Below are 22728 nucleotides of genomic sequence, written 5' to 3'. Positions count from 1 at the left end.
GACACTGTGCATGATACATCACAGAAATTGATACATTTCAATCATACTGTTATTAATGGAGGTCTACTATGAATTCTCCTGTATCCTATACGACTGAGGAAATAGCCAAGCTACTGAAGATATCCAAGCTGACCGTCTATGATCTGATCAAAAAAGGAGAGATCCCCTCGTACCGGGTAGGTAAGCAAATGCGGGTGGATGCCAGTGATCTCGAAGCTTACAAGCAGCGCTCCAAAAGCCAACTGCTGAAGCACGACCCATCACCCACACCCATATCCATGATGATCCCGCCGCATTCGCTATCCGGCGGTTCGACGCAGAATTCCAGTACAGCAGTCATTACTGGCCAGGATATCAGCCTCGACATTCTCGTCAAGCATCTTGAGAGCCAACAGACGTCCATTCGCCCGCTCCGCTCATATGGGGGTAGTCTGGACAGTCTCATCTCTATGTACCAGGGCAAAGCAGACATCGTCAGTACGCATCTGTGGGACGGCGACAGCGGTGAGTATAATTTGCCTTATATTCGCAAAATTCTGAACGGCTTCTCGTACCTCGTCATCCGTCTGTTATCCCGGCAAGCAGGGCTGTATGTCCAGACAGGGAATCCTTATGGTTTGCAGGGCTGGAAGGACTTGGCGCTTCCGGGGCTGCGTTTGGCGAATCGCGAGAAGGGCTCCGGCGCGCGCATCCTGCTCGACGAGCAGCTTTGTCTTCATCACATAGACCGCACTGCCTTGCTCGGATATGAAGACGAATCGACGCATCATATGGCTGTAGCAGGCAAGGTCGCCTCCGGCGAAGCCGATGTTGGTATCGGAATCGAGAAGGCCGCCAGTATTGTGGGGTCCGTGCAGTTTATTCCACTCATTCAGGAGCAGTACGATATCGTCATGCTGCGCACACCAGAGCGACAGGAATGGATTGATCTTATATTGCAGATTCTTCATTCGGACAGCTTCCGGCGGGAACTGGGAGCCATTCAGGGATATGACCTTTCTGAGACAGGAAAGATCTTGCTAGAGACATAGTCCGAAGTACAAAACAACGCTCAGGAACAGTCTTCCTGAGCGTTGGAGTCTATTATGGAACTAAATGTCGCTGTTAATGCTGAACGACTATAATGAAAATCAATGTAGCTTACCAGGAGTAAGCCTCGGGAGCGGCTTGCCAAGCGCAGGAAAAATCTCGTCCAACTACTTCAATAGCAAATTGCACATGATATAAAAAGAATATATGAGTTTGGCTCATACAGTTCTAAAAATAAAAGCGCCAGAACGGTTCGAAATCCGCCTGGCGCTATATTTATTGCATCAAAAAAAGGCACCTGCCTTCCTGTGTCCACCATCAGGAGAGCAAGTGCAAAATAAAACGAGGAGACTAAAAAATTTGACACTGATATTGCCATTTGCAGTTAACTTGGAACCTCTAACTCGCGCGCTTCGCAGCTTTGAGCGTTCTCAAAGCTCGTTTACGCGTTACCTTATGAGGACAGCTGGGCTGTCTTCGGGCAGTTGCCACATCTGCTCTCGCCATGTGTACATACCCCACCCTATTCACTTAGGCTCATATTGGGAGTCTGTGCCTAAAGACTTAAATGATAATGAGAATCATAATCATTTAAAATTATATAATGAAATCTACGAGCATGCAAGAGCTTTTGGGGCATTATGTATCTCTTTTACAACGGTGTTCATTTCACCCTTTTACGCTTCTGTGTTACATTATATAAATAAGACGAGAACAAAAATTCGAGGCTGAATTTATGTTCGCCATTTTTTCATAGTCCTTTATTCCGAACTAAATCAAAGTCTATATCTTCTCGACATGTGTTCCATAACAACTCGTCTGTAAGAAAACTTAATGCATCCATGTTGCGCAACCGTTCGACTAACTCGGTAATCACATCTATGTCCTCACGTTGTACATATCTGGCAAGAGTGATGCTGCCTGTATCGCCATCAACATATAGATGTGAATGATGTCTTCCCTTTTTTACATGTCGAAGAGTAAGCACGCTATTGTCGATCATCATGACGTAACGGTCCTTGATTAGATAGCCCTCAAAAAGCTCATACATATGCGGAAGATCACAGGGACCAAGAATGACACTTACTTTTTCAAAATTACCTTTGTTCATTTAGATTAGCTCCCTTCACATCTATTAAATCGGTCTTTACTAAAGATTAGATTTGTAAATTTTATAACTTTTCAAGATTAACCTTTGCGGTTATTTTATATCCTTTAAAGATAAACTTCAATAGTTAATGATATTTCTATTTAAATTTCTATAATGAGGTGTATGTATGGGAATTGTTTTTAAACTTGAAGAATTACTTCGAGAAATCGGGATTACTAAAAACGCTCTCGCTCGTGAGGCAAAAATCAGACCTAATACCATCTATGAGATGTGTAACAATACATCCAAGCGAATCGAATTTAAAACATTTAATACCGTGATGGAAACACTGATTCGGCTCTCTGGTCGTCCATTAACACTACATGATGTTCTCGAATATATACCTGATAATGAATCAGAGAAACACTGATACATTCACAAAATAGTCCGCTGCATCTTATATCTCTGCCCCTGGCAGGGATATTTTTTCCCTTGTTATTTAGCATAATTGTTATCATTATTTCAGAGTACGTGTGACTAGAATCTATACTGATAAAGAAGTATTTTCCATCATGAATATTCATAAGAGATATCATTTTAAACTTGGCGATATTTTAGAAAGAACTTGATATTTCCCGAAATAAACTAGCCGTAGAAGCAAAAATACGTCCGGCTACTGTAATAGATATGGTAAATGGCAAAACCAAAAGACTTGAATTAGAAACACTTGTCCATATACTTGATGCTTTGAACAGAATTGCCCATCAACGAAGATTTTCAAGGACTATTACTCTTGCTGATATTATAGAATACATCCCCGAAGATGAAATGGAGAGACAGTGAGACTATAATATGAGAATGAGGATTACTATTAGCCAAGAGGGCATTTCCATGACGAAATAAAAGGTTGCTAAAGCCCTCTTTTCCCCATATTAAAGAAGCGTTGGGACAGCAAGCCCAACGCTTCTTTATGCTTAATAAGTACCTTATATGATGATTAATCCACTTTGCCGCCCTCTACGACCAATTGATCTGTAAAGCCTTCTCCATAAACGGAGGTCAGTGTGTCCTTGTAGGCTTGATGGACAAAATTTTCCTTACCCAACGTTGCCAACTCATTGTTGATCCAGTCTAACAACTCCTTATTTCCCTTTGCTACTGCGGGTGCAATCGTATCTTGACCACCAAAGGCCGGGATGGTTACGGTAAAGCCGGGGTTGGCCTTTGCCCAGGCGATCAGCTCTGTATTATCGTTGGCAATGGCAACGCCGCGTTTGTCTTTGAGGGCTGAGAAAATCTCTGTGTATTGATCGAATTTGAGCAGCTTGATGTCAGGATAATTTTTCGTAAAATAGGTTTCAGCCGTCGTTCCTTTTGCGACAATCAGCTTTTGATCCGAACCCTTCAATTGGTCAATCGTGGTGATTGGAGCACTATCAGGTGACACAATGCCAAAGGATAATTTCATATACGGATTGGCAAAATCAACTTTTTCTTTACGCTCATCGGTCACCGTAAAGTTAGCCATGATGATATCTACCTTGTTGGATTCCAAATAGGCAACCCGGCTGGCAGCATCCACCAGAACAAATTCCACCTTGGACTCGTCACCCAAGAGATCTTTGGCAAACCGCTTCGCAATATAGACGTCAAAGCCTTGATTTTTCCCTTCCGAATCCACGTAGCCAAAAGGCGGCTTATCTGCAAATACACCGATTCGAATCTTGCCATTCTTTTTAATATCCTCAATCGAAGCAAATTTAGCCGAGCCTGAACTACCGTTGGTATTACCAGCCCCTGCACATCCCACCAAACCAACAAGCAGCAAGCTCAAAGCCAGTAATAACGTCGTGAACTTCATTCCTTTTCTCATCTGTATTCCTCCCCCTGTTTGTCAGCATTTTGCATCATTCGGTTTCTTTCGCTTCTGGGTGCAATATAGAGACCAATAGAAACATGTCGATCTCTATATTGTGATGGAAGTCGCTCATGGAATTGATGCAAAATGCTCATATCGTTTCGTACTGAAATATATCCAGAAAGTGCTGGGCACGCTCTGTTTCCGGTTGGGTAAAAAATTGCTGCGGCGTAGTCATCTCGCATATCTGTCCTTGATCCATAAAAACGATACGATCTCCTACCGACTTGGCAAATCCCATTTCATGCGTCACGATAATCATGGTCATGCCCTGCTGTGCCAGCTCTCGCATGACATCCAGCACCTCTCTGACCATTTCCGGGTCCAAGGATACGGTGACTTCATCAAAGAGCATAATTTCCGGATTCATACACAGGGCGCGCACAATCGCAATCCGTTGCTTTTGCCCACCTGATAATTGTCTCGGATACGCATCTTTGCGATCCAGCAGACCCACTCGCTCCAATAGCTGCTCCGCTTGCTCAAGTGCCTCCTGCTTATTTCTCCGCTGAACTTTAAGCGGGCCGAGCAATATATTTTCTAAGACCGTCATATGCGGAAACAGCTCGTAGTTCTGGAACACCATTCCGATATGCTGACGCACCTCACGCCAATTCACTTTCTTGTCCGTCAGGTCTTGCCCTCTATAACGGATATCTCCGCTCTGAACTGGTTCCAGACCATTGAGACATCGGAGGAGTGTGCTTTTTCCACATCCCGAAGGACCGAGAACGACCACGACTTCCCCTTTCGTTACGTCCAGATTAATCTGTTGTAATACTTTTCGGTCTTCGAAGCTTTTGTGCAGCCCTCGAATTTCGAGTAAAACCTCCACAGCCTCTCCCATGACACCCACCCCATCCTGCTAATTTTGCCATCTGCGTTCAAATCTTTTGGAAAGTCTGGATAACGGATAGCATACGAGAAAATATAATATGAAAATAAAGCCATACACCCAAAAGGATGCCGAGGGCGCTTTGATTACACCAAGCTCAATAATCTGCTGTCCGACCTTGACCACTTCTACTACACCGATCAGCACTACTAATGAAGTGGTTTTGATCATCCGTGTCGCCAAATTAATAGAACCGGGAAGCATTCGGCGCACCGCCTGGGGAATGAGTACATGGCGGTATAACTGCCCATATGTCAGTCCCAGTGCCTGCCCGGATTCCACCTGATGCTTGGGCAGTGATTCCAATGCACCCCGAACAAGGTCACCAATCTCGGCTGCTCCCCACAGGCTGAATACGATAATTGCTGTCAATTCTCCGCTGATATTCACATTTAACAAAGGCGTAAATCCAAAATATACAACATACAACCACACCAAAATCGGAATAATGCGGAATGTCTCCAAATATAATCTCAGCACAAACCGAATCGGTCTTGATTGTAAGGTGCGCAGCAATCCCATCAGAATGCCTAATAGAGTACCGATAATAATGGAAAGTAACGCAATCTCCAGCGTAACGAGTAATCCCCCTAATAGACGCTCGAAATTGGAACCTTCAAAGAGCACATTAATCCCCGAATTCAGCATATCGCACCTTCCTTTCCACCCAAGTCAGCAGTATCGACAAAGGTAAAAGCAGGACGAGATATGCCAATACCAGCAGAATTAGCGATTCTGTCGTTTTGTAGTACATACCGATTAGGTCTTTTGCCACATTCATCAAATCTAATAAAGCAATGGCGCCAACAATGGAGGTCTCCTTGAGTAGAAAAATCGCATTCGCTCCCAGAGACGGAACACTGATGGTAAAAGCCTGTGGCAAAATAACATATCTCGCCAGTTGTATCTTGGACAGTCCGAGACTCAGCCCGGATTCCGTTTGCGTTTTACTTACGGCTTCGATTCCACCACGGAACGCCTCAGCCATATAACCCCCGCCCAAAAAGGTCATGCCCACAATGGCACACGTCATTTCGCTCATATGCAGACCTATTTTCGTAAACCCGTAATACAGAAAATATAACTGAACAAGCAGCGGCGTATTTCGGGAAAGCTCAATATAGGCAACAATGATGCCGCTAATTCCCTTCACCTTGTAATACAGTACTATACTGCATAGCAAACCGACGACTAGTGAAAACAGAATAGCAAAAAAGGCGATCTTCAACGTCAGCCACATGGCTTCTCCATATAGCGGCAAGCTCTCTACAATAAAGTCCCAGTCTAAGTTCATATGTGCATACCTTTCAATTTTCAATTATTCCTATGTATTTGCTTTGCTTAATAACAATGATTGTATTCCTGCCCAATTATTACGTCAATACTTTGATGAAAATTTGTCATATTTATCTATGGTTTAGGAAAGAAAAGTGTTGTTTTATTTCAGAAATAAATAAAAAAGCTTGAAATGAATAAATTTCATTTCAAGCTTTGATTTATGCTATACGATTCATCACACGAGTGGCTCTGTAACTACAGGACCGCCGAGCTTCTCTACAATTAAACGGCTTTCCTCATTTAACCCTTGTAGGGTAATAGTTTTACCTGAGTTTCTGTATTTTTGAAGCACCTTGCCAATAGCAGTAACCGCCGAGTGATCCCAAACATGCGAATGGCTAAAGTCCACTACAACGCGGTCCGGGTCATCCGAAGGTTCAAAATGATCAACAAAATGAGACGTTGAGGCGAAAAACATCGGCCCCCTGACATGGTACACCTTTTCTTCATGATCCTCAGTCGTACTGATACGGATTTTAGCCATTTTCCAGCCAAAATGCAGAGCACTTAGCAGTACGCCCACGATTACGCCCTTGGACAAATCATGCGTAGCCACCACGATGATCACCGTGACCACCATAATCAACGTATCTGCTTTGGGAACCTTGGCAATGTTTCGCAGCGATTTCCAATCCACAGTTCCAATACACACCATGAACATAACTCCCACTAATGCGCCCATGGGTACTTCCTTCACAACTCCACCAAGTACGAGCAGCAGAAAGGCCAAGAATACCCCTGCCGTAAAAGTGGACAAACGCCCTCTTCCACCTGAGCTGACATTAATGACGGATTGTCCGATCATGGCACAGCCACCCATCCCCCCAAAAAAGCCATTTACAAAGTTGGCAATCCCTTGCCCACGGGCTTCCCGGTTTTTATTGCTTTTCGTTTCGGTCATTTCATCCAAAATGCTGGCTGTCAGCAGCGATTCCAGCAGTCCAACCAGTGCCATCGTAAAGGAATACGGCAGCAAGATCCGCAAAGTATGCCACGACCACTCAATTTGCGGCAAGTGGAATGAAGGCAGCGAACTGGTCAGCGTCCCGATATCTCCTACCGTTTTCACATTCAATCCAAATATATACGTAATGATCGTCATGATGATGATTGCCGTCAATGGAGCGGGGATGCTTTTCACAAATCTCGGTAATATATACACAATGAGCAGCGTACCTGCTACCATCGCGTACATGATCCAATTGGCTCCATGAAAATGAGTAAGCTGAGCCATAAAGACGAGGATCGCCAACGCATTCACAAACCCGGTCATGACTGGCTGTGAAATAAAGCTTATAAAGCGACCTATTTTCAGAACACCCAGCACCACTTGAATGATTCCTGCCAAAATGGTAGCTGCAAACAGATATTCCACGCCATGATCCTTCACCAGACCAACGACCAGTACAGCTACGGCCCCGGTTGCTGCCGAGATCATCGCCGGACGTCCACCTGCAAAAGAGATGACAATGGCCATCGAGATGGAGGCGTACAGTCCGACCATGGGATTGACCCCCGCAATGATCGAGAAGGCAATCGCCTCGGGAATTAGTGCTAGCGCCACGGTCATGCCCGCAAGTATATCGGCCCGGATATTACCGAACCATTGTTGTCTAAGATTCATACTGTCTCGTTCCAGCCTCCTATATTTACAGAGAGTAGCGTGTTGACTCGCAACCCGTGTGGTTTCGGGCATCCGTCCAGCTGCCAATCGCCAAGGCTCTCCTATCATTCAGTTCGTCTCTCTCAAACGACCCGGTCCGTTACATTCAGTCCATCATTATAACGTAAGGGGTTCGCAGAGACGAATGAGTTAAAAGGCTGTTTACAGAAAGAAATCATCTATTCCCTTGGAATATCGTTCATTTACTTCATCTTATTCGTTTTCTTATATTTAAATTTTTTGCAATTCCTAAGATTCTAACCTGCTAAAGTTGATCACCTTAACTTCATACTCAGACTCCGCGAACTGTAAATCTTGATCCGCCGTAACCAGTACCAATTGGTTTATAATAGCTGTCGCAAGAATCAACGCATCTGGGGTCTTGAGCTTTCTTGCAAACTTATCTTTTTGTTCTCTTCTGATACGCCCCGCTTTAACTGCGATCTCTGAATTAACTGCAATAAATTCCCCGCCAAGAAAAGGTATCGAATCTAAGTCAGTATTAGTAGGCAACCCGGCTATAAACTCGGACTGAGTTATAACAGAAAAGAAGATATTCTCTTTATCTTTCTCAGCTTGTCGTATTACTCTATCCAAAGATGAGTCAAGTCTATGAAGGGCAATAGCTGCATTCGTATCAAATAGATACCCCATCTAATCCCAATCCTCTCTGGATTGTTTAACACTCTCTTCGATCTCAAGTAATTGCTCCTTGCTTAGACTGCCTCGAGAATTTAAAACAGCTTGCAACCCTTTTGGTAACGGGGACTCTAAATCAATAACCTCAGTTTCCCCCTGTTTATTTTCTATAGTAACTTTTGATGGTTCAAACCCAATATCACGAAGGAGACTTAGGAGACGTATTCGATGTATATCCGTTAATTTTTTTGCCACTAAAATCACTCCTTAGCAAAAGATTAGTTTCCGTTCATAGCTTGTTTAATTCGTTTTCTTATATTTAAAATTTTCGCAATTCCTGCACAAGCTCCGATAGGGCTTCAGCAATCTCAGAGTCTGCATGGTGCTGGAGTAAACTCTCAAAGTCAGGCAGTGCTTGCTTCAATAATCGATAGCTATAGTCATAATAACTCCAAAAAGCTACCGGATCATAACCACGTGCTTCTTCCTCTTCCCATTCCAGTTCATCTTCTTCTGGATCGCTGTCTGCTGACCATAGATATTTTTCGTCCAGCAGCATGGTTAGGGATTCAACAGACTTCTGTGAATCCTCTTGTGCATTTTCCATGTCCAATGCTCCAACAACCGCATGGTACAGTTCCAACTCACTCGGCGTGATATCATCCGAATTTCTCGTATGCAAATTACGCAATAAGAAGAGTAACACCCACGGCGTAACCTGCCACAGTGTGCCTTGATGCTCTATCAGATCAGCAATGGCTGCGTACTCCCCATTGGATATCAATTGTGGCAACTCCGTGCCTCTACCATAAGGAGTAGTCAGGCGGTGCCAAGGCACCTCTGCAATTTGGAGACCATCCATTAGGGCAGTGTTCATCTTATGAGTATCCATAACTCTCCTTTCTGGTCGGTATCTAAAACCTTCCCGATTTAAAAATGGAATACAGTAAAAAGGCAACCATTAAGAGAGCGACAACAAAGCCGATTTCAATAGCAGGTACATTCCACAGCATGGTCGCCTGATGATTCAGCGATGAACCGATAATCAGTCCGACCATAATAATGCTGAACGCTAACAGCACGATACTGAATGACAGGCGGTTGCTGATCTGATCCAGCCTGCGCAGAAGCATTTCCAGCTCCGGCACAGTAACCTCCAGCTTAAGCTTGCCCTTGCCGATAATCGAGGCTAAATGCCTCGCCTGTCCTGGCAGTTCCATCAGCGCTTCCACCAGCTCAGTCGCACCGCCGAGCAGCTTGCCTCGGATACGACGACCGCTGAAGCGTTCCTTCAGCAGCCTGTTACCAAAGGGCTCAGCCAAAGCGATAATACTGAGATCAGGGTCCAGATGCTCCACGACCCCCTCCAGTGTCAGCAACGCCTTGCCTAGCAACAGGACGTCCGACGGCAAACCAATCCGATGGCGCTGCGCTGCGCCAAACAGGTCGTTCAAAGCATCACCAATACTGACCTGTGAAAAAGGAACGTCTGAGTAATCTTCGCGTATCTTGTCCAGATCGGCACGTAGCGCATTCAGGTTGGTATCCGGTTCGACCAGCCCCAAACGTGCGATAGACCGAACCATGGCATCGGTATTTTTGCGCATCAGGGCAATAATGAGGGAAGCGAGATGATTCTTCATCTCTTCGCTCAGCCTTCCCGTCATGCCAAAGTCCAAATAAGCGAGACTACCATTTTTCAGAACGAGTAAATTCCCCGGATGGGGATCGGCATGAAAAAATCCCTCTATAAAAATTTGATGCAACATGCTGTTCACCAGCCGCTGCGCCAGTTCTTTCAAGTTATATCCACGGCGTAATAGCTCTTCACGACTACCCAAGTGAGTTCCGTCTAGAAACTCCATGGTCAGTATACGGGAAGAGGTATGATCCCAGTATATTTTCGGAATATAGATATGTGGGTCCTGCTCAAATTGGAGCGCAATCTTCTCTGTATTACGGGCTTCGTGGTTGTAATCCAACTCCTGAATGAGCGATCTCCCCAGCTCCTCTACCATCTGGCGAAGCTGATACCGCTCTACCCATTCCCAGCGCTTGGCTGCCATTGCGGTCAGTTCCCGCAAAATGTCCAAATCTCGCCGAATGATGCGATTAACGCCAGGACGCTGGATTTTAATGGCGACCATTTCGCCGCTGTGCAGCTTGCCCAAATGCACTTGCCCGATCGAAGCAGCGGCCAGCGGAACATCGTCAAAACGAACCAGTATGTCCTCTAATGACGTGTCCAGCTCCTGCTCCAGAATGCCACGCGCCGTTTCAGATGAAAACGGCGGTACCTGATCCTGAAGCTTAACCAGCTCACGGATAATAGGCTCCGGCAGCAGGTCAGCACGTGTGCTTGCCAACTGTCCAAGCTTGATGAATGCAGGCCCCAGATCCTCCAGCACAAGTCGAATCCGTTCACCTAACGTTTTGGACTCGGGAGTTTCTCTCGTCAGCCACTTGCGAGGCAGTGACAGTAGCTGGAACAGTCCCATTTCTTCCACCATATAGCCAAAGCCATGACGCGCCAGCGCCATGGCAATTTCCCGGTAACGACCGGCGTGCTTCATACGAACCGCCATTTTAATCCAGCCGGTTCGCTTCTTCAGCGTCGCTCGAACCCGTAAGCGCCGCCTTTTCTTTTTCCAGCTCCGCTACCTGTTTTTCCAACAATGCCACACGCTGCTCCAAACTTGTGACATCATTTTCGGTAGGTACTTCCAGCTCCTGCAAAATGCGGCTAACCTGTTCGCGGATCACTGTTTTGAATTGTCCCTGTTCCTCTGCCCCTCGTTCGATCAGACGATCGACCAGTGCTTTGGATTCCGAAGGCGCAAGTTCTCCGCGGTTTACAAGATCCTCGACGGCTTTCTCCACCTTTTCTTTGCTGACAACGGTGAGGCCCCACCCCAATGAGATGGCTTTTTTGAACAAATCGCTCATAATATATCCTCCCCTACCTGTGATTACCTACTAGTATAACCTGAAAAGGGGAGCCGCATAAAGCTCGCAGCTCCCCTTCCTCAATGAATGGAATGATCTATGTTTAACCCGGAAAGCGTCCAGCCCACTTAGCAGCCTGAAGCAGCAGCTTACGGTATCCCTCGTGCTGGAAACTTGGCTGATTATGTCCAGGCATCAGGTAGACGACCCGACCCAAGCCATAGGACAGTGACCATGCAGCCGGCCACCACTGACCTTCATACTCGTATTCCATCAGTAGTGTTTTTTCAGTGAATGGATCAAAATCAAAACGATATGGCTCCTCTTGCATTTCGAACGGTTCGATTCCTTCCATAATCGGATGATCCGGCTCTGTTACCTTGAAGGAAAGCTGCTCCGCTGCCGGATGCCGCAGGAAGCGTGCTCCCATGAGCTGTGCTATTTCATAACGTCCTTGCAATGTGATTCCGTTATGCAGCACAAGCAGTCCACCTCCGCCGCTAACATAGGACAGCAGTCCTGCTGTTTGTTGAGGAGACAGAACCTCCTTACGGCTATCACAATACGAGATGCATAGATCGAATGAGGCTAGATTTTCCTTGAGCAGCATTTTACGATTTTCACTGCATTGTACCGTCATCCAATCTTGTAAAATATGGCTAATCTCTTCGTCCACCCCTTGCAGCGGGTGAAACTCCGGATACGAATAATCTCCTAACAACAATGCTTTTCTTTTTTCCATGATAAATCCTCCTTGCCTGACTTGTATATAAGGACTTTAAAGGCGGGGTCCGTGTCATTCATTCTTGTTTGTGGGGTCAAAACGCTCAGAAAATTCTGTTTGGCCCTCATTCATTTCCCATAACACCGCCATCATTGTCCGAGCTACGGCATATATAAATAATTCTACAGACGGCCTATTAAATCCTTTAGCAGAAGATTATAGCATATATGTTCGCTCGGAATAAACTTATTAAAACTTATTCAAAATTTATAAATCTGAACGATGGCGATTCGGCCTCTTTATGGTATACTCGTAAGAAAAAAAGTGCGTCCATGCTTGATTAACAATAAAGGGCCGCTTTTTGTAAGAAATTTATGCTTGCGGTTATAGAATTGATAAGAATTGCCTCAAACCTTATACATTCTATACATCTTAAAAAACCGGGGAGGTTGCATGAATGAAAAGGACTGGAATGACCCGGCCCTTGGACAGCTTGGGGCGAATTGTGCTTCCTAAAGAGTTGCGCATGACGATGGAGATTGACATCGGCGATCCATTAGAGTTTTTTATTGAAGACCAGACACTCATGCTCCGTAAGTACAAATCAACCAACTGTATATTTTGCGGTGCGGTTGATACTAACACCTATTTTAAAGATCAGTTTATCTGCGATGAATGTGCGGCCTCGATGAAAACGGAAGATTTAGTTCCGGTCACAGCGACTGAAACCCATTCACCCCCACTTAAGCAAAACATGCATATGAAAAAAATTTATCAGCGCACAGACGTTATTTTGGAGAAAATGAGAGAGCTTATGGAAGAACATCCAGCATCTTCACAAAAACAACTCGCCTCCATGCTTGGCGTGAGTCAGGGAAGGATTTCCCAGCTGAAAAAGCTCATGTAAGCGTACCACCAAAAAAGTAATGTATACGCTTCCATACCATGTAAGGTTTAAATCTATTGAAATTTAGAAAAGCCGGCCCCTTTCAGGGAATCGGCTTCTTTTTGTTTATATGAAATGGTGGACTCGTTTGCAAAACTATGGACTGTAAGCCCGGCATTGTTCCACCCAACGTGCTGCCGCTTTGGGAAGAGAAGCGAGATGAACATGCGTGTAGGCTGCCAAAAGATTCCCTTTCGTATAGCCTTCGCTCTGAAGACCACGCATCCCCTTGGTTTGATAGGCGTAGGAGTAGGGGGCGGATGATTCGTCATAGTGCATGACAGAATAATGAAATTCATGTCCCCGAATGGTCTCTCCAGCCTCCAGCAGTAAGCAATCCTGCAAAGCGGTTGCTTCACGGTATCCCAGTGCGGCCCGTTTCTCCTGCATGCGGACGTCCGACGGAATAACTCCGGCCATGTGATGGGCATTCCCCATACGATCCGTAAGTGTCCGTGCCAGTACCATATAACCGCCGCATTCGGCGAATACTGGCATATCCCGGCTCACCGCGTTGCGGATATCTTCCAAAAAACCCGTATTTGCAGCGATATCTGCGGCAAACTCTTCAGGGAAACCGCCGCCCAGGTATAGGCCGCTTGCCTGCTCAGGTACGCGTTCTCCCGCCAGCGGACTGAAATAGACAATCTCTGCTCCCGCCTGACGCAGCAAATCCATATTTTCCAGGTAGTAAAAATTGAACGCCGCATCTCTAGCGACGGCGATGACGGGTCGTTCCCCGGTACCAGCTTCATGCCCTGCTGATGAAAGCCGATTCAGGAAAAATAATGGGTGCTCGGGCGGGCTGGGCGGCGGAGCCGAATCTGCCAATGCCCGCAGTGCATCCAGATCCGTACCCGCGCGGATCAGCTCTGCCGCCCGTTGGAAAAGCGGCTCCAGCTCGCCGCGTTCCACAGCGGGTACTAAACCCAGATGACGCTCGGGAATATCCAGCCCGTCATCACGCTTTAACCAGCCGAGCACAGGGATGCCGCACTCCTTCTCGATCGCCTTTTTGACGATGCTATAGTGCCCTTGGCTGCCGCAGCGATTCACAATTACGCCCACAATGCGCAGCTTGGGCTCCAATCGCTGAAAGCCGAGCACAATAGCGGCGGCGCTTCGTGCCATACTGCGCACGTCGATCACCAGCAATACAGGGCTGTCCGTCAGCATGGCGATCTCAGCGGTCGAGCCGGTATTGCTGAGCGGGTCCTTGCCGTCATACAGCCCCATGACGCCTTCAATCACGGAAATATCCGCGCCTTCGGAAGCACGGATAAAGGTTTCACGCACCGTATCCGGTGAGGTCATCCATGAATCCAGATTACGGGAAGATGTCCCTGTCGCGGCCGTATGATAGGTGGGATCGATATAATCCGGCCCGCATTTAAACCCCTGCACTCGCAGGCCGCTGTCGGCGAACGCCTTCATCAGCCCGAGGGTAACAGTCGTTTTGCCTGCGCCGCTGCCTGTTCCGGCAACAACAATACGGCTTCTGCGCGTAGCGGCAGACGGATCAGACTGTACAGCCTGCTTCATGATGTCAGTCATAGGAAACCCGCGCTACAGACAACGTCATATTGCCGCTTTTTTTCTTCTCCAGTAGCCAATGGTCTGCACCAGAAGACAACAAGGCTGATGGTTCACTGACCCCATATGCGCCAGTGTATTTAAAGACGGTTTCCGATGGATTGGGAAGCTGCACCGTATTCAGCTCTGACGGAGTATACGTCACCAGTTCCCAACCGTATTTGGCGCAAAGAGCAAGTAAGCCCTCTTCGTCCTTTTTCAAATCAATGGTGGCAATATTCCGTACGCTTTTCACGGACAAACGCAGCTCTTGCAAGGTGTTCAGCACACCCGCTTCCAGCTCCTCTAATGCAGTCCCACGGTTGCAGCCAATGCCGAGTACCAAGCTTTTCGGACGGTACAGCACGCCATTAGAAAGAAGTTGCTCCTCTTCCTCCGGCTCCAATAAACGGTCGCTCACGACCAACGCGGCGTTAAACGGTTCTTGTAATGCTTCTGCCGTCGAAGCATATACCTTGATATGTCCAGGTACAGGCTTGTCATAACGCCACCAGTTCCGTTCGCCCGTCTCTTGTATGAGCGCAACAGGCTCCTCGTTCACAACAGCAGCGCTCACGGGAGTGGCCTTGTCGAAGCTATCGACCACCCAACCCAATTCTCGACCCAACATGTCCACCGGAATTGTGCCCTGCACGTCCGATGCAGTTGTGATTACCGCACGTGCGCCCAGCACAGCGGCTACATGGCGGGTCAATTCATTGGCGCCGCCCAAATGACCGGACAGCACGCTAATGACATGCTCCCCGCGATCATCAATGACGACTACCGCCGGGTCTACCTTTTTATCCACCAAAATTGGTGCAATCATACGAACCACTGCACCGAGAGATATAAATAAAATAATACCGTTATATTGTTTAAATAAATCCGGCAAGATCAGCTTGACCGAGCCTTCGAACAACTGAATGCCACGCTCCTGCTCGTCGCCACGCTCAAATTTGGACATGTAATACACATCCGTACCCGGAAAGCTGGCTCCCAGATTGCGGACCATTTCCACTCCATGCTTCGTGATCGCCACAGCGGCAAATGGATTACTCACCGGGCTTCACTCCCTTCCGGTAGCCGTGGGTGAACGACTTATCATACAGCTTGGAACGATGCGCGTCCTTGTCCACCAGCTCTGGGTCGAGCGCCCAGCCCGCCAAAATCATGGCATGCATCGTTATGCCTGCTGCACGCAAATCGGCGGGTAATTGAGCAAGCGTCGTGCGCACGATCTTTTGATCCGGCCAGGTCGCACGCTGTACAACCGCTACAGGCGTGTCCTCGCTCCAGCCTGCCGCCAGAAACTCAACGACCACCTTCTTCGCCAGCGTTGCGCTGAGGAATAAAGCCACTGTGCAGTGATGGGAAGCCAGATCACGCAGCTTTTCCCGATCCGGTACAGGTGTACGGCCTTCAGCACGCGTCAGAATGACGGTCTGTGTCAGATCAGGCACAGTTAGCTCTGCACCCAGCACGGCCGCAGAAGCAAAGACCGAGCTGACGCCCGGTACGATTTCGTAGGCTAATCCGCGCTGCTTCAGCAACACCATCTGTTCCAAAATAGCTCCGTACACTGCCGGATCGCCTGTATGTACGCGAGCTACACTGCGTCCAGCCTGCACAGCCTCGCTCATAATCTCAACCTGCCGCTCCAGATCCATGCCTGAGCTTTGCAATACCTGCGCCTCTGGTTTGGCCGTGGCAATCAACTCGTCGTTCACGAGTGAATCCGTGTACAATACCACATCGGCCGTGCGTAGAATCCGGGAACCTTTGACCGTAATCAGCTCCGGATCGCCGGGACCTGCTCCTACGATATATACTTTGGGCTCCAACGTCATTTGCTCACCACCATTAAACTCAAATATTCAAGCTCCTGTCCGCGCAGCTCACGTGCGTTGCGCCATACCATTTCATAAGGAGAAGTGACCTTGGTAATGACTGATGCACGGTCCCCAAGATTGAGCTCATCCAGCACATCCAAAATCAAATCTAACACCTTGGCAACCTTAATAAACACGACCGTATCGTGATTCTCAATCGCCCGCTTCATCGCTTCCCGATCATCCGTAGCCGGTATAATACCGACCTGCTGATCTCCGTCTGCCAAAGGCAATTCCAGCGCTGCCGCCGCGCCCAACACAGACGAAATGCCCGGAATGGATACAATTGGCACCTCTGGATGGAGATCCTTCATGAGTCGTGCCAAGTGAATAAAGGTACTGTACAGATTGGGGTCTCCCTCTGTGACAAAAGCTACATCCTTGCCTTCACGCAGCGCCTCCCAGCAAGCAACCACCGTTTTGTTCCACTCACGCTCCAGTACAACCGGGTCCTTGGTCATTGGAAAAATGAGTCCTAGCATCTCCTTTTCCTCCGGGTTGACGTACAACTCCACGATCTCGTGAGCATACGATTTGCCCCCCCGGCGTTTCTTCGGATAAGCCACAACTGCACATTCCTGAATCATGCGATACGCCTTGACTGTAATCAGCTCGGGATCACCCGGCCCCACGCCTACGCCGTAAAGTGTTCCTGTTGCCGCCGTATTCATGCTGTCTCTCTCCCCCTCTTGAATTACCAGCTTACTCCCCTGCTACTTCATCAGCCACGTCTACCGACGGCTGTCCTGTAATGACATATATCGGATTGAGTCCGTCAAAACGCGTCATATTCAAAATCGGCTTGCTGCGCGCTGTTTGCAGTAACGTCACCGAAGTATCGAGTCCTGCTGTTTGCATCGCCTTCATACCGTCATGTAGCGTCTCAATCGTTGCAGCATTCACTACAATTCGTCCATCCTTACGCAGACGGGAAGCGCACAGACGAATCAGCTCGGACAATTCTCCCCCACTCCCGCCGATAAACACCGCATCCGGGTCTGGCAGCTCGTCCAATCCGGCAGGCGCTTTGGCATGAATAACCGGGAAATCGGTGCGGAATTTGATCTTGTTTGCTTCGACATTAGCCAGGTCGCCTTCGTTCTTCTCAATGGCAAATACTTGCCCATACTTAGCCAGTCGCGCACATTCTACCGCTACAGAGCCGGAGCCTGCACCGATGTCCCATACGATGCTTCGCTCGGTCAGACGCAGCTCAGACAAGCTGAATACGCGTACTTCACGCTTCGTGATTAGTCCTTTTTCCGGCTTGCGCTGGTGAAATTCCGCATCCTCGAAGCCAAATCCCCGCCGAATTGCAGGCACGTTTTCACCCTTACGGCGGCGCAAAATAACCACATTCAATGGTTGGAACGTTCTCTGCGCCATCTCATCCAGCGTATAATGCTGATACACCTCATCCGGTCCGCCCAAGTACTCGCCGACGAAGGCATCATATTCCGTCATGCCATAATGCAGCAGATAGGCAGCGACTGCACCGGGATGATTCCGGTCGTCCGTCAACAGCGCGACCTTGTTCTTTCCGTCAATCCGCTGTGCCAGTCCGGTCATCGGACGGCCGTGTACGCTTTCCAGCACCGCATCCTGCCAGCTTTCACCGAGACGTGCAAACGCCAGCTGAACCGAGCTGAGATGCGGCAAAATATCCAAATGTTCAGCCCCCAGCTTGGCAGACAAATAACCTGCAATTCCAAAAAAAAGCGGATCGCCTGACGCAAGCACGACAATATCCTTGTCCTCACGCAACCGTCCCAATTCTTCCACCACGGCGGATAAGCCGCTCTTTAATGTTCGTTTTTCCCCTGCGAATGCCTTGAAAAAGGCTAGCTGGCGTTCTCCACCAACCAGCAGGTCCGCACGCTCAATTTGCTCCAATGTTTCCTGCGACAGACCTGCCGCTCCATTTTCACCGATACCAATGACACGGATCACTTTACTCACCGACTCTCGCCCTCCCCAGCACGTTCCCTTTCAGCGTTATCAGTACCATTTCTACAACGATTCCACCACCTGCATGCTCCAGACAATGCTGACATCCATAGGTACACAGCTTTTCAAAAAAGCTCAGCGCATTCGCTTCGGTCATCATATCCGCCACCTGCGTAGCTGTATTCGCCTCTGCCACTGCCGCTGCAAGCGACTCATCCACACCCGCTTCACGCGCGACCTCAGCCAAAAAGCCAAAATCCACCGGAGCGCTCTTGGAGTGAACCATCATGATACCTTGGGCAACCTTGGACAGCTTACCGGGCATACCGACGAGAATAATCTTTTTCATTCCCAGCCGTTTCCCATGCTTTATAGCAAAGCCAACAAAGTCCCCCATCTGAATAAAGGCCTCTTCCGTCAGCTGATCATACATTTGCATGGCGTATTTTTCACTGCTGCCGCCTGTGGTCAGGACGATTTCCTGGCAGTTCATCGCTTGCGCAACTGATATGGCCTGCACGACACTGGCTTTATAAGCTGACGTGGAAAACGGAACGACCACACCACGCGTGCCTAGTATGGAAATACCGCCAAGAATGCCAAGCCGACCGTTCAGCGTTTTCTTGGCAATTTCTTCACCATCCGGTACGCTGATGACGACACGGACACCTTTGGCCGATCCGTGCTCCTCAAGCACACCTGTCACAGCCTCCGTAATCATCCGGCGCGGCACCGGATTAATCGCTGCTTCTCCGACAGGCACAGGCAGACCGGGCTTCGTTACCCGCCCCACGCCGATGCCACCGTCCAATTCAATGCCCGGCTCCTCGCGCCAGCTAACGGACGCGATAATTCTCGCCTGATGCGTGGCATCTGGGTCATCGCCACCGTCCTTGATCGTCGTGCAGGAAGCTTCGTCCGCGTCCAACACAGGCTCAATCAGCTCAAACGCCTGATCGAAGCCCGCGGGCAGCGATATCACTGCTTCCTTCGGCGGAATGCCCGTGATGAGCAGTTGTACCGCTCCTTTGGCTACTGCAGCCGCACAAGCTCCTGTCGTAAAGCCTGACCGCATTGGCTTGTCCGGTGCGGGAGCTTCACCGCTTTTCATCCGTTTGGGCTTGTCGGCGGACGCCGCTTCCTTTTCCATGACAATTCCTCCTTAACCTCTTCTGCTGATCATGTTCCAATTCATTTCATGATACAGCAAACGGACAACCGCATCTAGCGGACAGCCATTAAGGAGATCGCATTCAATGCTGCTACGACAATTGTACTGCCGCCCTTGCGTCCAATATTCGTAATGAACGGAATATCCAGCTTGCGCAGCTCGTCCTTGGATTCTGCCGCCGATACGAAGCCTACGGGCATGCCAATCACCAGTCCGGGCTTGGCCGCTCCTTCTTTCACCAGACGAATCAGCTCCAGCAACGCTGTTGGCGCATTACCAATCGCATAGATACCACCTTCGCTCGCCTGAATCGCTTTGCGCATCGAAATAATGGCGCGTGTCGTATTCAGCCTTTTCGCTTCTTCCATGACGTCAGGGTCAGATATGTACACATGCACATCCCCGCCAAATTGACGGATACGATCCTTACTCAGCCCCGCTTGAATCATCTGCACATCTGCCACTACCTGCTGGCCTGCGCGAATAGCTGCAATCCCGGCTTCAATCGCTTTTGGATGAAACACCATGCTGCGGCCCAGCTCAAAATCAGCAGATGCATGAATGACACGCTGTACAACGGGATATTGCTCTGCTGTAAAAGGATGCTCTCCCAATTCTTCTGTGATCATCTCGAAGCTTTTGCCTTCAATCTCCTGCGGCTGTACCGTTAGCGGTTTAAATTCTGTTTTAAAATCCATCGTATCGACCACTCCCTTATGGAAATTTAGAAAATTAAATTAACTTAGAATGTTAAAGTTACCTATTGTTCCACTACGCAGTCGGATGGTGCTTCCCATCGCCACCGCCCCCGGATTTCTTGAATAAAACCTATGATCAGCGTAGAAATCCGGGGACAAAAGCGACCGCTCCGCTTGTACAGCACCATTCCGACTACTCCGTTTTTATGTTCATTTTTCAAGTCCCTTAGGGAAAATGACAATCATGTTAAGGAGATATAAACACCTCTAAACAAAAACTGATTTTAAGATGACTATATTTTAAATACACGCCAGAGATCGCTCTGGATTTATCGGATTGATTGGGATTGACCAGCTTCATAGAGTCATAGATTTATAACTTAGCGCATGGACTCCTATTCGGCAGTACGCAGTGCGTTGATGACTCCGTCGAAATGATCAAATACTGTGCCAAATTCCACTTCCGGCCTGGAAATCAAAAGTACGTGAATCCCCAGCTCCAATGCAGATTGAACCTTTTCATCCACCGCTCCCGTGCGTCCGCTTTCCTTGGTGACCATCACGGTCGTGCCATAGTGCCTGTACAATGCTTCGTTCATCTCGCGGGAAAAGGGTCCCTGCATGGCAATAATATTTTTTTGCTCCATGCCCAGTTCGCCGCATTTCTCCATATTGTCCAGGCGCGGCAGCATGCGTATAACCAGACGAATCTCCGGGTCTCCGAGTAAATGCTTGGTGAACGTGCCGAGCGTCTTACTGCCCGTCGTAAGCATTACAGAACCTTTGAGTTGCTTCGCTTCTAATGCGGCTTCTTCATAGGAAGACACGATGTGGAGCAACGGATGATTGTCATATACAAGTCCTGTCCGCTCATAGCGAATATAAGGAACCCCGGACTCGCGAGCGGCTGTCATCGCATTCGCATGTGCTTCTTCTGCAAAAGGATGACTGGCATCAACAACCGCCTGTATTCCAAGCTCCCGAATCATTGCAGCCATTTCATCGGCTGTCATTCGGCCTGTACGTACGTCTAGTCCCGCTTCAGACAAGCTGGCTGCCGCGCTTTCGGTTACGACTGAGGTCAATACGTTGAAGCCATTGTCACGGATTTGCAGCGCCAATTCCCGAGCATCGCTCGTTCCGCATAGCATGAATATCATGAGCCCTTCACCTGCCCGCTTCCATTCACTACAGATGGCGTATGTGAATGCTCGTGATGGTGATCATGGTCATCATGGCTGTGAGCATGGACATGCTCATGAGTGTGATCGTGGCTGTGTGTATGGTGATCATGATGGTCGTGCTCATGTGCATGATGGTGGTGATGTTCATGTTCATGATGATGATCGTGGTCATGGTCATGATCGTGGTCATGATCGTGGTGATGATGGTGGTGCTCCTGCGCCTCCAGACGGAACTGGCAGTTATCACAATTGGCTGTAACCTTGCCGAACAAACCTTCCTTAGCTCGCTCCAGCACCAGTTCAACCAATTGAGGATGGAAACCAAAATATCCGCCCATCTCCACTTGTAATGCAGGGTGAGCCTCGGCAAATTCCTGGGTCATTTCTCCGATGCGTTTAATCAGCACACCCGTGAACAGAAAATAGGGAAGCACGATAATCTTTTTGGCCCCCAATCGTACACAACGCTCCAATCCATCGGGAAAGGAAGGCTGCGTCACACCGATAAAACTGCTCTCTACCCATGTATAAGGAAGCTTCTCCCACAGCATACGGGTGATTTTGAAAAAGTCACTGTTCGCATCTGGATCGCTACTTCCGCGTCCTAATACAAGTACCGCCGTTTCCTCGTCAGGTACCTCGACAGATGCCTCGACAGCGCTAATCATCCCCGCTGGAACTGCAACCGGCCGGGCCTCTTTCAAGCGACTTTGCAGAATGCTGACGATTTTCTCGTGAACACCAATCGGACGTCCGTATACAAATTCCACCTGCGGATATTTCGCCTTTGCCCGGTCAATAGCCATCGGAATATCAATTTTGGCATGTACCGCTGCGAACAAAATAATCGGAATAAGAACGACACGCGTCGCCCCTTTCTCCACACAAGTTTGCATCCCATCAGCAATGCTGGGACGTGCCAGCTCCAAGAAACAGGTTTCCACGCACATATCCGGTACCCGATCTGCCACTGCCTGTGCAAATTCCAGCAGTTCCTGGTTCCCCTCCGGGTCCCGACTTCCATGTCCAACCAACAATATTGCATCCACTGCTGTTGTTTCCTCCTCTTGAATAGG

At 48.4% G+C, this 22728-nt stretch carries 26 protein-coding genes; 4 read left to right on the top strand and 22 right to left on the bottom strand.

What is annotated here, in order from left to right; all coding sequences use genetic code 11:
• The first annotated feature begins 68 nt into the window (after positions 1 to 68).
• Positions 69 to 1031 carry a helix-turn-helix transcriptional regulator gene (locus ACEN8J_RS24430; protein WP_495594081.1) on the top strand — a complete coding sequence of 321 codons (963 nt, stop codon included), beginning with the start codon at positions 69 to 71 and terminating at the stop codon, positions 1029 to 1031.
• A gap of 397 nt (positions 1032 to 1428) precedes the next feature.
• On the opposite strand, the gene ACEN8J_RS24425 is transcribed toward ACEN8J_RS24430, so the two are convergent.
• Positions 1429 to 1536 (bottom strand): putative metal homeostasis protein, encoded by a 108-nt coding sequence (locus tag ACEN8J_RS24425; protein WP_341071314.1) that lies wholly within the window; start codon positions 1534 to 1536, stop codon positions 1429 to 1431.
• A gap of 244 nt (positions 1537 to 1780) precedes the next feature.
• On the bottom strand, positions 1781 to 2140 hold the full coding sequence (locus ACEN8J_RS24420) for a hypothetical protein (RefSeq protein WP_495594080.1): 360 nt from the start codon (positions 2138 to 2140) through the stop codon (positions 1781 to 1783).
• A gap of 166 nt (positions 2141 to 2306) precedes the next feature.
• Between ACEN8J_RS24420 and ACEN8J_RS24415 the strand changes: the two genes are divergently transcribed.
• Positions 2307 to 2549, top strand: coding sequence for a helix-turn-helix domain-containing protein (locus ACEN8J_RS24415; RefSeq protein ID WP_341040210.1), 243 nt, complete (start codon positions 2307 to 2309; stop codon positions 2547 to 2549).
• Positions 2550 to 2749: 200 nt separating this feature from the next.
• A complete protein-coding gene (locus ACEN8J_RS24410; protein WP_495594569.1) occupies positions 2750 to 2962 on the top strand; it encodes a helix-turn-helix domain-containing protein in 213 nt (70 codons plus the stop codon).
• Positions 2963 to 3116: 154 nt separating this feature from the next.
• Here the strand turns inward: ACEN8J_RS24410 and ACEN8J_RS24405 are convergent, their stop codons facing one another.
• From ACEN8J_RS24405 to ACEN8J_RS24355, 11 genes are all read right to left on the bottom strand, one after another.
• Complete coding sequence (locus tag ACEN8J_RS24405) at positions 3117 to 3992, bottom strand: cysteine ABC transporter substrate-binding protein (RefSeq protein ID WP_029518573.1); 876 nt, start codon at positions 3990 to 3992, stop codon at positions 3117 to 3119.
• 136 nt (positions 3993 to 4128) lie between these two features.
• A complete protein-coding gene (locus ACEN8J_RS24400; protein ID WP_495594078.1) occupies positions 4129 to 4884 on the bottom strand; it encodes an amino acid ABC transporter ATP-binding protein in 756 nt (251 codons plus the stop codon).
• An 18-nt stretch (positions 4885 to 4902) separates the two neighbouring features.
• Complete coding sequence (locus tag ACEN8J_RS24395) at positions 4903 to 5580, bottom strand: amino acid ABC transporter permease (RefSeq protein WP_029518575.1); 678 nt, start codon at positions 5578 to 5580, stop codon at positions 4903 to 4905.
• Positions 5561 to 6226 (bottom strand): amino acid ABC transporter permease, encoded by a 666-nt coding sequence (locus ACEN8J_RS24390; RefSeq protein WP_029518576.1) that lies wholly within the window; start codon positions 6224 to 6226, stop codon positions 5561 to 5563. The genes ACEN8J_RS24395 and ACEN8J_RS24390 overlap by 20 nt, the downstream gene beginning before the upstream one ends.
• Before the next feature lie 219 nt (positions 6227 to 6445).
• Complete coding sequence (locus ACEN8J_RS24385; protein ID WP_029518577.1) at positions 6446 to 7894, bottom strand: SulP family inorganic anion transporter; 1449 nt, start codon at positions 7892 to 7894, stop codon at positions 6446 to 6448.
• A 288-nt stretch (positions 7895 to 8182) separates the two neighbouring features.
• The gene (locus ACEN8J_RS24380) at positions 8183 to 8587 is read right to left on the bottom strand and encodes a PIN domain-containing protein (protein ID WP_029518578.1); all 405 of its coding nucleotides are present in this window, start codon (positions 8585 to 8587) and stop codon (positions 8183 to 8185) included.
• Positions 8588 to 8827, bottom strand: coding sequence for a hypothetical protein (locus tag ACEN8J_RS24375; protein WP_016822811.1), 240 nt, complete (start codon positions 8825 to 8827; stop codon positions 8588 to 8590). It abuts the gene before it with no gap.
• Between the two features lie 64 nt (positions 8828 to 8891).
• Positions 8892 to 9464: a hypothetical protein gene (locus tag ACEN8J_RS24370; protein ID WP_029518579.1), complete on the bottom strand. Its 573-nt coding sequence runs from the start codon at positions 9462 to 9464 to the stop codon at positions 8892 to 8894.
• A 22-nt stretch (positions 9465 to 9486) separates the two neighbouring features.
• The gene (locus ACEN8J_RS24365) at positions 9487 to 11157 is read right to left on the bottom strand and encodes an ABC1 kinase family protein (protein WP_069010059.1); all 1671 of its coding nucleotides are present in this window, start codon (positions 11155 to 11157) and stop codon (positions 9487 to 9489) included.
• 1 nt (position 11158) lies between these two features.
• Complete coding sequence (locus ACEN8J_RS24360; protein WP_013312404.1) at positions 11159 to 11518, bottom strand: phasin family protein; 360 nt, start codon at positions 11516 to 11518, stop codon at positions 11159 to 11161.
• 103 nt (positions 11519 to 11621) lie between these two features.
• Positions 11622 to 12260: a ThuA domain-containing protein gene (locus tag ACEN8J_RS24355; RefSeq protein WP_165146049.1), complete on the bottom strand. Its 639-nt coding sequence runs from the start codon at positions 12258 to 12260 to the stop codon at positions 11622 to 11624.
• A 439-nt stretch (positions 12261 to 12699) separates the two neighbouring features.
• On the opposite strand from ACEN8J_RS24355, the gene ACEN8J_RS24350 reads away from it, so the two are divergent.
• The gene (locus ACEN8J_RS24350) at positions 12700 to 13149 is read left to right on the top strand and encodes an AbrB/MazE/SpoVT family DNA-binding domain-containing protein (RefSeq protein ID WP_025721620.1); all 450 of its coding nucleotides are present in this window, start codon (positions 12700 to 12702) and stop codon (positions 13147 to 13149) included.
• A 135-nt stretch (positions 13150 to 13284) separates the two neighbouring features.
• On the opposite strand, the gene ACEN8J_RS24345 is transcribed toward ACEN8J_RS24350, so the two are convergent.
• The 9 genes from ACEN8J_RS24345 to ACEN8J_RS24305 all read right to left on the bottom strand — a co-directional run bounded on the left by ACEN8J_RS24345 (position 13285) and on the right by ACEN8J_RS24305 (position 22701).
• Entirely contained in the window at positions 13285 to 14742 is a 1458-nt protein-coding gene (locus ACEN8J_RS24345; RefSeq protein WP_495594077.1) for a cobyrinic acid a,c-diamide synthase CobB, read from the bottom strand.
• Entirely contained in the window at positions 14735 to 15823 is a 1089-nt protein-coding gene (locus ACEN8J_RS24340; RefSeq protein WP_069010063.1) for a cobalt-precorrin 5A hydrolase, read from the bottom strand. The genes ACEN8J_RS24345 and ACEN8J_RS24340 overlap by 8 nt, the downstream gene beginning before the upstream one ends.
• Positions 15816 to 16610, bottom strand: coding sequence for a precorrin-4 C(11)-methyltransferase (gene cobM / locus ACEN8J_RS24335; RefSeq protein WP_318627959.1), 795 nt, complete (start codon positions 16608 to 16610; stop codon positions 15816 to 15818). Before cobM ends, ACEN8J_RS24340 begins: the two co-directional genes overlap by 8 nt.
• Positions 16607 to 17323, bottom strand: a complete 717-nt coding sequence (gene cobI, locus ACEN8J_RS24330) for a precorrin-2 C(20)-methyltransferase (protein ID WP_318627960.1) — start codon at positions 17321 to 17323, stop codon at positions 16607 to 16609. The genes cobM and cobI overlap by 4 nt, the downstream gene beginning before the upstream one ends.
• 31 nt (positions 17324 to 17354) lie before the next feature.
• Positions 17355 to 18611, bottom strand: a complete 1257-nt coding sequence (gene cbiE / locus ACEN8J_RS24325; RefSeq protein ID WP_318627961.1) for a precorrin-6y C5,15-methyltransferase (decarboxylating) subunit CbiE — start codon at positions 18609 to 18611, stop codon at positions 17355 to 17357.
• Positions 18604 to 19749, bottom strand: a complete 1146-nt coding sequence (locus tag ACEN8J_RS24320) for a cobalt-precorrin-5B (C(1))-methyltransferase (RefSeq protein WP_165146034.1) — start codon at positions 19747 to 19749, stop codon at positions 18604 to 18606. Before ACEN8J_RS24320 ends, cbiE begins: the two co-directional genes overlap by 8 nt.
• A gap of 74 nt (positions 19750 to 19823) precedes the next feature.
• Positions 19824 to 20468 carry a precorrin-8X methylmutase gene (locus ACEN8J_RS24315; RefSeq protein WP_069012857.1) on the bottom strand — a complete coding sequence of 215 codons (645 nt, stop codon included), beginning with the start codon at positions 20466 to 20468 and terminating at the stop codon, positions 19824 to 19826.
• Positions 20469 to 20863: 395 nt separating this feature from the next.
• Positions 20864 to 21628, bottom strand: coding sequence for a precorrin-6A reductase (cobK, locus tag ACEN8J_RS24310; RefSeq protein WP_495594076.1), 765 nt, complete (start codon positions 21626 to 21628; stop codon positions 20864 to 20866).
• Entirely contained in the window at positions 21625 to 22701 is a 1077-nt protein-coding gene (locus ACEN8J_RS24305; protein ID WP_342434597.1) for a sirohydrochlorin chelatase, read from the bottom strand. The genes cobK and ACEN8J_RS24305 overlap by 4 nt, the downstream gene beginning before the upstream one ends.
• Positions 22702 to 22728 lie beyond the last annotated feature (27 nt).

Source organism: Paenibacillus sp. Paensp38 (assembly GCF_059491915.1).
This window is presented reverse-complemented; position numbering and strand designations above follow the sequence as displayed.